10 protein-coding genes are annotated in these 13,927 nt (G+C 44.7%); 4 read left to right on the top strand and 6 right to left on the bottom strand.

Features of this window, described 5'->3' with window-relative positions:
* Window positions 1-90 precede the first annotated feature (90 nt).
* The 5 genes from dapB to FPL17_RS14400 all read right to left on the bottom strand — a co-directional run bounded on the left by dapB (window position 91) and on the right by FPL17_RS14400 (window position 7,024).
* Window positions 91-912: a 4-hydroxy-tetrahydrodipicolinate reductase gene (gene dapB, locus FPL17_RS14420; RefSeq protein ID WP_005209638.1), complete on the bottom strand. Its 822-nt coding sequence runs from the start codon at window positions 910-912 to the stop codon at window positions 91-93.
* Window positions 913-1,026: 114 nt separating this feature from the next.
* Entirely contained in the window at window positions 1,027-2,139 is a 1,113-nt protein-coding gene (gene dnaJ / locus FPL17_RS14415; protein ID WP_005186161.1) for a molecular chaperone DnaJ, read from the bottom strand.
* A 143-nt stretch (window positions 2,140-2,282) separates the two neighbouring features.
* Window positions 2,283-2,660 carry a hypothetical protein gene (locus FPL17_RS14410; protein WP_005297734.1) on the bottom strand — a complete coding sequence of 126 codons (378 nt, stop codon included), beginning with the start codon at window positions 2,658-2,660 and terminating at the stop codon, window positions 2,283-2,285.
* A gap of 132 nt (window positions 2,661-2,792) precedes the next feature.
* On the bottom strand, window positions 2,793-5,921 hold the full coding sequence (locus FPL17_RS14405; RefSeq protein WP_159885736.1) for an efflux RND transporter permease subunit: 3,129 nt from the start codon (window positions 5,919-5,921) through the stop codon (window positions 2,793-2,795).
* Window positions 5,922-5,923: 2 nt separating this feature from the next.
* A complete protein-coding gene (locus FPL17_RS14400) occupies window positions 5,924-7,024 on the bottom strand; it encodes an efflux RND transporter periplasmic adaptor subunit (RefSeq protein ID WP_016162514.1) in 1,101 nt (366 codons plus the stop codon).
* Window positions 7,025-7,175: 151 nt separating this feature from the next.
* On the opposite strand from FPL17_RS14400, the gene FPL17_RS14395 reads away from it, so the two are divergent.
* The 4 genes from FPL17_RS14395 (at window position 7,176) to FPL17_RS14380 (ending at window position 13,169) form a co-directional block, all read left to right on the top strand.
* Window positions 7,176-7,799, top strand: coding sequence for a TetR/AcrR family transcriptional regulator (locus FPL17_RS14395; protein WP_159885734.1), 624 nt, complete (start codon window positions 7,176-7,178; stop codon window positions 7,797-7,799).
* Window positions 7,800-7,883: 84 nt separating this feature from the next.
* Window positions 7,884-10,565 (top strand): phosphoenolpyruvate carboxylase, encoded by a 2,682-nt coding sequence (gene ppc, locus FPL17_RS14390; RefSeq protein WP_159885732.1) that lies wholly within the window; start codon window positions 7,884-7,886, stop codon window positions 10,563-10,565.
* A gap of 310 nt (window positions 10,566-10,875) precedes the next feature.
* A complete protein-coding gene (locus tag FPL17_RS14385; RefSeq protein WP_159885730.1) occupies window positions 10,876-12,171 on the top strand; it encodes a solute carrier family 23 protein in 1,296 nt (431 codons plus the stop codon).
* Window positions 12,172-12,278: 107 nt separating this feature from the next.
* The gene (locus tag FPL17_RS14380; protein ID WP_159885728.1) at window positions 12,279-13,169 is read left to right on the top strand and encodes a LysR family transcriptional regulator; all 891 of its coding nucleotides are present in this window, start codon (window positions 12,279-12,281) and stop codon (window positions 13,167-13,169) included.
* 12 nt (window positions 13,170-13,181) lie between these two features.
* On the opposite strand, the gene FPL17_RS14375 is transcribed toward FPL17_RS14380, so the two are convergent.
* Window positions 13,182-13,913: a sulfite exporter TauE/SafE family protein gene (locus FPL17_RS14375; protein WP_159885726.1), complete on the bottom strand. Its 732-nt coding sequence runs from the start codon at window positions 13,911-13,913 to the stop codon at window positions 13,182-13,184.
* Window positions 13,914-13,927 lie beyond the last annotated feature (14 nt).

Genomic DNA, 13,927 nt, shown 5'->3' with positions numbered 1-13,927 from the left:
CTCAATTGTTGTAATAAGGGCGAGAGCTTGTTTCACTCCTCTCGGAAAGAAAGCTCAACAAGCTCTTTTATAGTACAAAAAAGGAACGTTTTAAACTTCAATCTCGTTAAAGCCTAAAACATCTTTCATATCATATTTACGCGCTTCACGGCCAACCACCCACGCTGCTGCACGGACCGCACCTGAAGCAAAATTCATACGGTTGGTGGCTTTGTGTGTCACTTCCACACGCTCACCTTCACCAATAAACATCACTGTATGTTCACCAACGATATCGCCACCACGAATGGTTTCAAAACCAATGGTCTGGCGGTCACGAGGACCGGTATAACCTTCACGTCCATAAACCGCCACTTCTTTCAAGTTACGGCCCAAGGTATCGGCAATCGCCTCACCCATCATAAAGGCAGTACCTGATGGTGCATCAACTTTATGGCGGTGATGCGCTTCAATAATTTCGATATCAACTGTATCGCCAAACACCTTTGCCGCCAGTTCCAACAGTTTGATCGAAACGTTCACCCCAACTGAATAATTGGCAGCGTACACCACAGGTGTCTGTGTTGCTGTTTCATCAAGGAATGCCTTTTGCTCATCTGACATTCCCGTGGTGCCAATTACCATTGCCACACCCGCTTCACGGCATAACTTTAAGTGCTGTTCAGTCGCAACAGGTGCAGTAAAATCAATCACCACATCACAGTCTTTCAGCACTTCACTCAAACTTCCCACGATCTTGACACCGATGTTGCCAATGCCTGCAAGTTCCCCTGCATCTGCACCCACCAAACTGCTTTCAGGGCGCTCAACAGCTGCTGCCAGTTGGTAGCCTGCTTGTTGTACCGCTTGAATCAGAATACGCCCCATGCGTCCGCCTGCACCCAAGATTCCAATGCGTGGAGAAGATGACATAATTTTTCCCAGTCTTTTATTTAAACAATTCAGCTACTATAGCAAAACTCTGTGGCTGCGCTAAAAATTTCCAATAAAAAAACCTGCCGCAGCAGGTTTTTTATTGATGTCTAATTAATCAAATAGACGATCAAAGAACGATTTTTTCTTTGGAGAGGCAGCATGCCCATCACCATCAAAAGATGCTTGTAATTCTTTCAATAATTCACGCTGACGACTGTTTAAATTCACAGGCGTTTCAACCACAATACGGCAGAGTAAATCACCGACCATACTGCTACGTACAGGACGAACGCCCTTACCACGCAAGCGGAACAATTTACCTGTTTGTGTACCTTCTGGAATTTTTAAGCTGACACGACCATCAAGGGTCGGGATTTCAATTTCTTTACCTAAAGCGGCATCTGCAATGCTGACAGGTACGTCCATATAAAGATCTGCGCCATCACGTTGGAAAATTTCGTGTTCACGAACCACGACTTCAACGTATAAATCGCCAGCTTGACCATCACGGATAGCCTCACCTTTACCAGTTAAGCGTACACGATCGCCATTGTCCACACCCGCTGGAATAGTAACTTCAAGGGTTTGCTGACGATCTGCAACACCTGAACCATGACAGCTATTACATGGATTCTTGATGATTTTACCTTGACCACGGCACGTGCTACAGGTTTGCTGAACTGAGAAGAAACCTTGTTGCATGCGCACTTGACCTGCACCATGACAGGTACGACAAGTTTCTACATCGTTTGGATTTTTTGATCCTTTTCCATCACAGGTTTCACATGGCGCTGGCGCAGTGAAGGTAATGGTTTTTTTCACGCCTTTTACAGCTTCTTCTAGTGTGAGTTCCATGACATAACGAAGGTCTGAACCACGGCGTTGACGTTGTTGACGGCCACCGCCACCAAACGCACCACCAAAGATATCGCCAAACTGACTAAAAATATCTTCTGCACTAAAGCCGCCGAAACCGCCACCTGCTCCACCGAAGCCACCTTCAAAAGCACTATGTCCAGCACGATCATACATGCTGCGCTTTTCTTCATCAGAAAGGACTTCATAGGCTTCCGCAGCTTCTTTGAACTTTTCTTCTGCTTCAGCGTTGTCAGGGTTACGGTCTGGATGATACTTCATCGCCAACTTACGATAGGCTTTTTTGATCTCATCATCACTTGCGGTTTTCGAAACGCCTAAAACCTCATAATAATCACGTTTAGCCATGGTTGGCGGTGCTCCTCACGGAATTTACTTAAATCTAAAAAACAAATAGGCTCTGTCGACTTCGGAAATAAAAAGTCAACAGAGCCTTAATAGGGGCTGTACAATAAATTTACAAGGTCTATTGCAATAAAAAAGCAATAAATTTAGAAAACAGCTTTATTCTTAAAGTACTTCGCAATACCTTTCAGCCAAGCATTCAATAAAAATAACCATGCAATTGAACTAAACACCACACCAGCAACCGTCATTGCAGTCACCCAAAGTGCGCTGTTCCAAGCAAAAAAGAACAGTGGAATAAACCATAACGCTGCAAAGAAAGCCATCAGCAAAAACAACATCACATTACGCATAATCCAAAGTGCATGCGCATGTATCCATACTTCGGCATTATCCACAATCGCAACTTTTCGTGCTAATAGGTACGCAAATACAGCAAACACTATCGTAAATAATGCAAGAAACATGAACACATAAGAAATCGCCACATAGCGGCGATGCTGCTCAATACCGTCTTGCCCCATGCTCTCTATCACCTCATTCACAGCATTATGCAAAATTTGTCATGCTATGAAATTCAATTATTTTTTGGTCTTAAAATATAGGTGCTACTATATTGAAATTTTCAATCTTTCGCACCTTTATTCACAAAATAATTACGATAGTTGTGTTGTTTTCTTCACCTTAAACCATGCTGCATACAGTGCAGGCAGGAAAAATAGGGTTAATAAGGTTGCAACAATCAAACCACCCATAATCGCAACCGCCATCGGACCAAAGAAAATACTGCGTGATAAAGGGATCATCGCCAGCACCGCTGCCAGTGCCGTCAACACAATTGGACGGAAACGACGCATGGTTGCACCAATCACCGCATCCCAAGGTGTATGTCCCGCATCAATGTCCTGCTCAATCTGATCGATCAATATGAGTGAGTTACGCATAATCATCCCAGACAGGGCAATGGTGCCAAGCATCGCCACAAAACCAAAGGGTTTATTGAATAACAGTAGGAATGCAACGACACCAATCAAACCCAATGGTGCTGTCAGTAACACAATGGTTGCCCGTGACATGCTACGCAGCTGGATCATCAATAAAGTCATGACCACAGCCAAGAACAATGGCATACCTGCATTCACCGAATTTTGCCCCTTAGCCGACTCTTCAACCGTACCCCCTACTTCCAGTAGATAACCACTTGGTAGATCTGCGCGTAAGCTCTGCATCTGATCAGCCAACTGTTGCACCACAGTTGCAGGTTGTAAGTGCGTGCGAATATCGGCACGCACAGTAATGGTCGGCAGGCGATTACGATGCCAAATTAAACCTTCTTCAAAACGGGATTCAATATTGGCAATTTGCGCCAACGGAACTGTTGTCCCTTTACTGGTTGGCACCGCCAAACTTGCTAAAGATGCGACTTCAACACGTTCAGATTTATCACCACGTAACCGAATTTCAATCAATTCACGTTTTTCGCGATATTGATTCATTACCGCACCCGTCACCGAAGCATTGAGGAAATTGGCTAAATCCACACTGGAAACACCCATCTGACGTGCGCGATCTTGGTCAATTTCGATTGCAATGATTTTACTCGGTTCGCCCCAATCCAGATGTACATTGGTGGTATTTGGATCTTCGCTCAGGACTTTGGCAACTTTTTGCGCCCATTGACGTACGGTGCCGAGGTCTTCACCCGATACACGATACTGCAATGGATAACCCACAGGTGGACCATTTTCCAATAACGATACCCTTGTCCGCACTTGAGGCAATAACTGCTTAATCTGCTTGTCTAAAGAGCGACGGATTTCATCACGATCATCAAGGGAGGAAGCCAACACAACGAATTGAGCGAAACTGGCTTGCGGTAATTGCTGGTCTAGCGGTAAATAGAACCGCGGTGAACCTGTTCCCACATAGGCCACATAGTTATCAATGCCCTTTTGCTTGGACAGGAACTGTTCCACCTTGTGTACCGCCTGTTCAGTTGCGGTCAGTGATGCCCCCTCTTCAAGTTTTAAATCCACCAAAATTTCTGCACGATTCGATGGCGGGAAGAATTGTTGCGGCACTAACTTAAACATCGCGACAGACAATACAAAGATGCCTACTGTCACTGCAATCACGGTTTTACGATAGGTAATACAGATTTCAACCACACGACCAAAAGCTTGATAAAACTTGGATTGATACGGATCATGATGCTGACCATGTGCTTCTACCACGGGTGCAGGTTGCTTACGCAGTCGCGCCCATAAACGTAGATACCATGCCGCCTGCTGATTCTGTTTGCTAAAATCGGGTAATAGCTTTTCACCTAAATAAGGCACAAATAAAACTGCGGCAATCCATGACACAATCAGCGCAATAGTCACCACTTGGAAAATAGAACGGGTGTATTCACCTGTCCCCGATTGAGCTGTCGCGATCGGCAAAAAGCCTGCTGCGGTAATCAAGGTTCCTGTCAACATTGGAAAAGCAGTGGTTTGCCACGCAAAACCTGCCGCTTTCAATCTGCTATAGCCCTGCTCCATTTTAATCGCCATCATTTCAACAGCGATAATGGCATCATCGACCAGCAACCCTAAGGCCAGAATCAATGCCCCCAAGGAAATCTTATGCAGCCCTACATCAAATAGATTCATGCCTGCAAAAGTCATCGCCAATACCAATGGAATAGAAAGTGCCACCACCAAACCAGTACGGAAACCCAGCGAGAAGAAGCTCACCAATAACACGATGATCACGGCTTCAGCCAAGACTTTTAAGAACTCTTGAATACTGCGTTGTACCGCTACAGGCTGATCAGAAACTTTTTGCAGTTTCATACCCAAAGGTAAGGTTTTTTGTAGACGATTGAACTCAGTTTCCAGATTTTTACCCAGCGCAATGATGTCGCCACCTTTACGCATCGAAACCGAAATACCAATCCCATTTTCGCCCATAAAACGCATACGTGGCTGGGCAGGTTCACTAAAGCCTCGATAAACCTCAGCCACATCACCCAGTTGAATGGTTTTATCCCCCACCAACAACGGCATTTTTTTCAGGTCTTCGACACTATGCAAATGTCCACTAACTCGGATTTGAATACGGTCTGTACCAGTTTCAAAGAATCCCGCACCGGCCATGTCATTTTGTTTTTGAATGGCTTCCTGAATGGCTGTAACTGGTACACCCAGTTGTACCGCTTTGGTATTTGATAATTCAATCCAGATTTTTTGATCTTGCAGACCCACCAGATTGACCTTGCTGACATCTTTGACCCGTTGCAATTGCAGTTGCAAACGGTCGGCATATTCTTTCATCACCGCATAGTCAAAGTCTTTGCCTGTCAGTACATAGATATTGCCGAAGGTGTCTCCAAACTCATCATTAAAAAAAGGCCCTTGTACACCGCTCGGTAACTGCGACCGAATGTCGTTGACCTTCTTGCGCACGTTATACCAAACATCAGGAATAGCACTGGACGGCAAACTGTCTTTCGCGACAAAGGTCACCAAAGACTCACCCGGCCGTGAATAGGCCATAATGCGGTCATACTGCCCCGTGGTCATCAATTCCTTTTCGATTCGGTCCGTCACCAATGTCGAGACTTCTTTTGCGGTTGCCCCCGGCCAATAAGTCTGTATCACCATCACCTTAAAGGTAAATGGCGGATCTTCACTTTGCGACAGTTTGGAATAAGACATGATGCCGACGATGCCGAGCAACAGCATAAAATAAAGGATAATCCCCTTATTTTTGAGTGCCCATTCTGAAAGGTTAAATTTCATGTTTAACCTCCCGCTTTTACAGTGACTTCACGATTATCACGATCGACCGGATGAATTTTTTGCTGGTCACGCAGTAAATGTACACCACCGACCACAACCCAATCCGTTGCTTTTAAACCTGAAACAACTGGCACACTATCTCGACCATAAGTACCTAAAGTCACAGGGACTTTGCGTATGCTTTGATTGGCATTCACCACCCAAACATAGGCTTGTTGATCATTGGCGGTCACACTGGATAACGGTACGCTCAACACGTTATTTTCATTTGCGACAAAGAATACCCGTGCACTTTGCCCGAGTTGAATCGTCGACTGCCCTTCGAGTAAAGAAACTTTTACAGTAAAGGTTCGAGATTGGTCAGCCGCAGGTGAAACCTCGCGTACTTTGGCTGCAAAACGCGCATCTGGTTGCGACCATAAAGTGACCCATACCGGTTGCCCAACCTTGATGGTACTGACTGCCTGTTCAGGCACACCAAACACCACTTCACGTTCACCATCAATCGCCAACTGATAAACAGCTTGCCCTGCTGCAATCACCTGTCCAATCTCAATTTGACGTTGGGTAATCACGCCATTTTTATTGGAAACTAACTGGTTATAGCCGGTTTGATTAGATGACACTTCATAGTTTGAACGTGCTTGTTGCAGGCTTGCTTGTGCAGATTCATATTGATTCTTCACTGCATCAAATTGCGAACGGCTGACCGCATTGACTGGTAAAAGTTGCTGATAACGCTGATATTCTTCAGCCGCAATCTTTGCTGCTGCCTGTGCGCTGTCTAATTGGGCCTTGGCTGCATTCATCTGCAACTGCGCATCTTTAACATCCAATTTCGCCAGCACCTGTCCCACTTTGACCCGATCACCCACATCGACATAACGTTCGGTAATCTGCCCCCCGACACGGAAGGCCAAAGCAGTTTGCTGTCTCGCCTGCACATCCCCTGCATAGCTTTTTTGATCGACATGATTACTGCTCGGTTGCGTCACCATGACATAGGGAATTTCCTCAGTCTTTGGCACCTCTTTTTGACATGCGCTGAGGAGTACACTACTGACAATGAGTAACCCCAATATGATACGATTGATCTGATTCATCTCTTTGCGCTCTTATTCAAATTGATTTTTAAGGCGTGATATGAGCATTATCATAGATTGTTTATTTTTTAATTAATATACCCATGAGTACACTAATTAAAAATTAAAGCTAGAATTTTGATTTTTAAATTAATTAAAAGAGAACGGTAACGTGCAAATCAACAGTGGTCGCCCTAAAGATTTAGAAAAAAGAGCCAAGATTTTACAGGCTGCAAAATCTATATTTTTAAAAATGGGCTATCACGCCACCAATATGAATCAGATTGCCAAAGAAGCGGGTGTGACCAAACTCACGGTGTATAACCACTTCCAAGATAAGGGTAATCTGTTTATCTGTGCCATTGAAGAAAGCTGTGAAGAATCGATTCGAACCAAACAGATTGAACTGACCGCAGACGCTAATTTTAAACAGGCGCTGGTGCTGATGTGTCAGCGTGCATTAAGTATTATTTATCTGCCTGAAGCACTGAAGCTGGATTGCCTGCTGTTTGAACTGGCAGCAGAACAAAGCCCCTTAACCCAACAGTTTTTTGATGCCTCACATACCCGCATGTGTCATGTCTGGTGTGATTTTTTTGAACAGGCCATCGCCTTTAAATTTATTCGCGCAGATGAACCGCTTAAGCAAACGGAGCTGATCATCTCGCTGATGTTGGGTATCCGTCATCAGCAAGTGTTACTGGGTTTAGCCCCTGTGCCCAGCGCAACTGAAATCAATCAGATGATTGAACAGGCCATCGAAATTTTTATGCTTAAATATCAACCAATAATTTAGAGAATATTCACATTTTTTTACGTTCTGCTCTTGGAATGTCTCTCAATCGCGCTATAGTCGAGTGAGAACAACAGGAGAATTAGAATGATTCAGCAAATCACTGCTCCACTACGTGAAGATGTCCGCTTACTCGGCAATTTACTTGGAGAGACCTTAAAGCAACATGCTGGGCAAGATTTGTTTAATCAGATTGAGCAAATTCGCGCATTAGCCAAAGGTGCACGTGACGGCCAGATCGAAGCAGAAAAACAGCTCGAACAATTGTTTCTCGGTTTAAAAGATGAAGAGATTTTGCCGCTGACCCGCGCATTCTCACATTTTCTCAATTTCGCCAATATTGCTGAACAATATCATGTGGTGCGTAGCCGCCGTCAGGCCGAGTTCGATGAGCACGCGCCTAGCCCAAACCCACTGCCACATTTATTTGAAAAATTTAAAACCCAACAGATCAATGCACAACAACTGTTTCAACAGATCTGTGATTTAAAAATTGAATTGGTGCTGACTGCACATCCAACCGAGGTCAGCCGCCGTACCCTGATTCAAAAATATGATGATATTACTGACTGTCTTTCACAATTAGATCAACAAAAACTGACACCAAGAGAACGCCAACAGACCATCGCGACACTGAAGCAATTGGTCAGCTCAGCATGGCAAACCGATGAGATTCGTCAGCATCGCCCAACCCCTGTCGATGAAGCCAAGTGGGGCTTTGCCACTATTGAGCAGTCGCTCTGGAATGCAGTACCAAAATTCGTACGTGAACTAAATGAACTAACTCAACAACACTGCGAACACGCTTTACCATTGAGCATTGCACCGATCCGTTTTGCTTCATGGATGGGCGGTGACCGCGATGGCAATCCGAATGTCACCCATCAAGTGACACAAGAGGTGTTGTGGTTATCACGTTGGCAAGCCGCTGATTTGTATTTGCGTGATATTGAAAATCTGCGTTGGGAACTGTCGATTCAAAGTTGTTCTGAGGAACTGACTCAAGCATTGGGCTATGAACACCCTGAACCCTATCGTGAATATCTGCGCGACACCCGTGAACGTTTAAAAGCCACCCGCTATTGGTTGGGACAACGCTTACAAGGTGCTGAAGCCGATGACAGCAATATCATCAAAGATAAAGATGAACTATTAGCTCCGTTACTGCTTTGCTATCGCTCGTTGATTGACAATAACTTAGCCGAAATCGCCAATGGACAATTGCTGGATTTCATTTATCGAGTCAACTGTTTCGGCATTGAACTGCTCAAACTGGACATTCGTCAAGAATCAGGCCGTCATCGCCAAGCCATTTCAGCCATTACCGAATATCTGGGTCTAGGCAATTTTGAATCGTGGACTGAACAAGCACGTCAAAACTTCCTCATCCAAGAACTACAAAGCAAACGTCCATTATTACCGAAATTTTTCAATGAGCCAGAAGGTAGCCTGATTCAGCATCCTGACGTACTGGAAGTATTTGCCACCATGCGTACCTTGGCAGAACAGCCAACCGAGAGCTTGGGTGCCTATATTATTTCGATGGCAGAATATCCAAGTGATGTGCTCGCAGTTTTATTGTTGCAAAAGGAAGCTGGGATTCAACATCCGCTACGCGTCGTGCCTTTATTTGAAACCTTAAAGGATCTGGATGGTGCAGCCAAAACCATGACGACCTTGTTCAATATGCATTGGTATAAACAGCATATTCAAGGCAAACATGAGGTGATGATTGGCTATTCAGATTCAGCCAAAGATGCAGGCTTTATGTCCGCCAACTGGGCGCAATACCGCGCTCAAGAGGAATTGACTGCCATTGCCAAACAGCATGGCGTGCAATTGACCTTGTTCCATGGTCGTGGTGGTTCAATCAGCCGTGGTGGTGCACCAACCCAGCAAGCCCTGTTCTCACAACCCCCAGGTTCAATTTCAGGCGCGATTCGAGTCACTGAACAAGGTGAGATGATTCGCTTCAAATTCGGTCTAGAAGGTATTGCGCTGCAAAATCTGGAAATCTATACCGCTGCAACTTTAGAAGCGACTTTGCTCCCACCACCTGAACCGAAAAAACAATGGCGTGACTTGATGAATCAAATGACTGATTTATCGGTCAAAGTCTATCGTCAAACTGTGCGTGAAAATCCAAACTTTGTCAGCTATCTGCGGACGGTTACACCAGAGCTGGAATTACAAATGCTGCCATTGGGTTCACGCCCAGCCAAACGTAAAGTCAGTGGTGGTATTGAATCACTGCGTGCCATTCCATGGGTGTTTGCATGGACACAGATCCGGTTGATGCTACCTGCTTGGTTGGGTACAGGTACGGCGATTAATCAGGTGCATGAGCAGCATAAAAACACCTTGAATGAGATGCTGGAACAATGGCCTTATTTCCAAACCTTAATTGATATGCTGGAAATGGTATTGTCTAAATCTGATGCCGATATTGCCCTGTACTATGAGTCGCATCTCACGCAAGATCAGGACTTAAAGGTTCTCGGAGTTGAGTTACGCCAGCGTCTGCAAAATGCGGTGGATACTCTACTGCGCTTAAAAGGTGAATCTAAATTACTCAGCAACAATGAAGTACTGGATCAATCTATGCAGGTGCGTAAACCGTATTTATTGCCACTGCATTTATTACAAGCGGAGTTGATGAAACGTCGTCGTTTATATCTGGCTGAACACCAAACCGAACACAGCCCTGTCGATCATGCCTTAATGGTCAGTATTGCAGGGATTGCTGCGGGTCTACGTAACACAGGTTAAGTCGAAAGTCAGCCTCGCCATCGATAGAAATCACAGCTATTGATGGCGAGATTAGCAAAATATGCCATCTGAATTTAAAAAAAGAGAAAAAAATCAAAAAATATTTTGAAAATAAGAGAGTTAACTTTTCAAAGCATCAGCACAAAAATAAATAATAAAACCGCTAGCTTATTTTGAAATAAATTTTACCAAAAGGTAAAAATACAAGCCCGTAATGCCTGTTCTGGCAATATTCTCAATGGCTTATAGGTGAAAGCTCGTTTTAAGACAGGGTATCATACGCGCTGATATCACATAATGAGTCTAATTTATGTCAAGTTGGTTTCCAAAATGGCAGCCGTATCAGGGGAAGATCGATCATCGCCCTGTTGCGACAAATGAATATTTACCGCCCTTACAAAGTGCGGTGCTCGGGGTTCAACACGCATTTGCAATGTTTGGTGCAACGGTTCTTGCACCCTTATTAATGGGTTTTAGCCCAAACCTTGCCATCTTAATGTCAGGGATTTGTACCATCATTTTCTTCCTGATCACAGGTGGACGCGTACCAAGCTATTTAGGCTCAAGTTTTGCCTTTATCGGTGTGGTTGCTGCAGCGACTGGTCATATCACCGGCTCAGGCGCCAACCCTAATCTTTCTGTTGCATTAGGCGGTATCGTTGCCTGTGGTATTTTTTATGCCTTGATCGGTTTTGCGGTGATGCTGACAGGCACACGTTGGATCGAAAAACTGATGCCCCCGGTGGTGACTGGGGCGATCGTCATGATCATTGGGCTTAACCTTGCACCTGTGACAATTAAAGGTGTTGCTGGTCAACCGTTTGAGATGTGGATGGCGCTCATCACTGTACTCAGTATGGGCATCATTGCAGTCTTTACCAAAGGCTTATTACAACGCTTATTACTGCTCGTTGGCCTACTGATTGCCTATGCGCTTTATGCCATTGCAACCAATGTTTTAGGCTATGGCAAACCGATTGATTTCTCCCAAATCGCAGCGGCACCATGGTTCGGTATTCCAAGCTTTTCACATCCAACTTTTGATTTAAATGCGATTCTGATCATTGCACCAGTTGCACTGATTTTAGTGGCAGAGAACTTAGGTCATATCAAAGCTGTGGGAGCAATGACAGGTGAAAACCTGACTCCGCAATTGGGCAAAGCTTTTGTTGCCGATGGTTTAGCCACGACCTTATCAGGTGGTGTTGGTGCGCCTGGCATGACCACATATGGTGAAAACATTGGTGTGATGGCAGTCACCCGCGTTTATTCTACGATTGTGTTTGTGATTGCTGGTGTATTTGCTATTTTCTTGGGCCTTTCTCCAAAGTTTGGCGCAGTGATCAGTACCATTCCAACTGCAGTTCTGACGGGTGCTTCAATTGTGGTGTTTGGCTTGATTACCATTGCAGGTGCGAAAATCTGGATCGAAAACAAAGTTGATTTCTCAAATAATAAAAACCTGATCATTGCCTCTGTCACCATTATTTTAGGTGCAGGTAACTTTGAATTATTATTTGGTAGCTTTAATTTAGGTGGCATTGGAACCGCAACTTTTGCTGCGATTTTCCTGAACCTATTATTCAGTTTAAAAGATAAAAACTAAAACCTTGAAGGCAGCGCAAGCTGCCTTTTTTTAACACAACAACGATGCCCTATCTTTATTCAGCATTTTTAGTATGATGGTTTTTTATATTTCAATACGTTGCCATCATGCGTTTTGATTTTTTTGATTTACAACTATTCCTGCATATTGTCAGCACAGGCAGCCTCACCAAAGGGGCAGAGTGTTCTGCAATTTCTCTGCAAGCAGCCAGCGAACGGATTAAAAAACTCGAACAATATTTCGATACCCCTCTCTTTCTTCGCCATACTACAGGTGTTGAGCTCACCAGTGCTGGTCATGCATTGACCGAGCATGCTCGATCCTTGATCAGGCAAAAAGACCAACTTGAACAAGAGATGCAACGCTTTCGACAACGACAGCCTGAATCCTTAACCTTATGGTGCAACTCTTCTGCACAAAGTGAATATCTGCCTCCGCTGTTACCACAATATCTGATGCGTCATCCGGACATCAATATCGATCTGCATGAAGCTGAGAGTTCAGAGATTATTGCCGCACTCGGCAAAGGCATCGCCAAGCTTGGACTAGTTTCCAGTTTCTTTGATATTCGGCCTTTACAGACACAGGAATTTGCCAGTGATCCCTTGGTGCTGATTTGCCCAGCCTCACATGCTCTCGCACAACATTCACAGTTGAATTTGGTCGATGCCTTACACTTTGGCTTTATTGGGCTGATGCCGCATCATTCTTTGCAGCAATCGATTGAAACCCAAGCCAAGTTGCTGGGCTTTAATATCCAATACCGTTTGCGCTTACCCAATTTTGCCGCGATTGCCGAGGTGGTTGCCAAAGGCGTTGGTATCGCCATTATGCCTGCCCGTGCAGCACAGCGTTTAGAGCCAGACTATGATTTTCATACGGTACAGCTATTGGGTGCATGGGCTAATCGGAAGCTGTTGTTAGCAACGCAGGATTTCAGTCAACTGCCTGAGACTTATCAGCAATTTGCAGATTTTTTATTACAGCATCGTCCGTAGTTCACAGCAAAATTAATGCGATAGCATATAGCCACCTAAGGCGACCAGCCCCATAAAAAACAGACGGCGGAAACGTTGTTCATTCAGTTGATAGCGAATTTTTTTACCCAACCACATCCCGACCAAAGCTGCGACCAATGCCACAGCCGATAAACGATAGTCCAGTGTGATTCCCTGCATTGGGTTATGGTGTAGAAATACTGCCAAGCAAATGGTGGAGACGGTAAAAGTTAATCCTAAAGCCTGAACCAACTCATCACGGTTCAGATGTAAAGACTGCAAATAAGGTACCACAGGAATAATCACCACACCTGTCGCCACCGTGACCGCACCACCGATATAACCGACAATAGGCGACAACCAGCGTTCATATTTAGCCAAATGAGGCAGTTTTTTGACACATAGACCATAGAGGCCATAGAGCACCAACATACTGCCTAATAAAATTTCGCTGGTCTTGCCATGACTTTGACTTAAAGTCGGTAAAAAACTCCAAACTGAGCCAATCACAATCCCAAACAGCAAAGACCAGAAACGGCGCACAAAGGTCCAAACCCGACCTTCAGCAAATAGCTGCCAGATATTGGTAATCATTGAGGGAACAATCAGTAAAGATGCAGCTTGAAAAGGACTCATGGCAATCGTGAGCAGTCCCATGGAGACCGCAGGTAAACCCAAACCGATCATGCCTTTAATCATGCCCGCAAAGATAAATACCATTACAATAATTGCTAAAAAAGTCACGTCCGAATCTCCGA

Origin of the sequence: Acinetobacter dispersus, from assembly GCF_009884975.1 — a bacterium.
Classification (GTDB): domain Bacteria; phylum Pseudomonadota; class Gammaproteobacteria; order Pseudomonadales; family Moraxellaceae; genus Acinetobacter; species Acinetobacter dispersus.
The sequence above is the reverse complement of the archived record's forward strand: the minus strand, read 5'-3'. Positions and strand labels throughout refer to the sequence as shown.

Excerpts from the sequence above, each read along its gene's own strand:
- dapB (WP_005209638.1), bottom strand. The coding sequence starts at position 912 with ATGTCATCTTCTCCACGCATTGGAATCTTGGGTGCAGGCGGACGCATG.
- dnaJ (WP_005186161.1), bottom strand. The coding sequence starts at position 2,139 with ATGGCTAAACGTGATTATTATGAGGTTTTAGGCGTTTCGAAAACCGCA.
- FPL17_RS14410 (WP_005297734.1), bottom strand. The coding sequence starts at position 2,660 with ATGGGGCAAGACGGTATTGAGCAGCATCGCCGCTATGTGGCGATTTCT.
- FPL17_RS14405 (WP_159885736.1), bottom strand. The coding sequence starts at position 5,921 with ATGAAATTTAACCTTTCAGAATGGGCACTCAAAAATAAGGGGATTATC.
- FPL17_RS14400 (WP_016162514.1), bottom strand. The coding sequence starts at position 7,024 with ATGAATCAGATCAATCGTATCATATTGGGGTTACTCATTGTCAGTAGT.
- ppc (WP_159885732.1), top strand. The coding sequence starts at position 7,884 with ATGATTCAGCAAATCACTGCTCCACTACGTGAAGATGTCCGCTTACTC.
- FPL17_RS14385 (WP_159885730.1), top strand. The coding sequence starts at position 10,876 with ATGTCAAGTTGGTTTCCAAAATGGCAGCCGTATCAGGGGAAGATCGAT.
- FPL17_RS14380 (WP_159885728.1), top strand. The coding sequence starts at position 12,279 with ATGCGTTTTGATTTTTTTGATTTACAACTATTCCTGCATATTGTCAGC.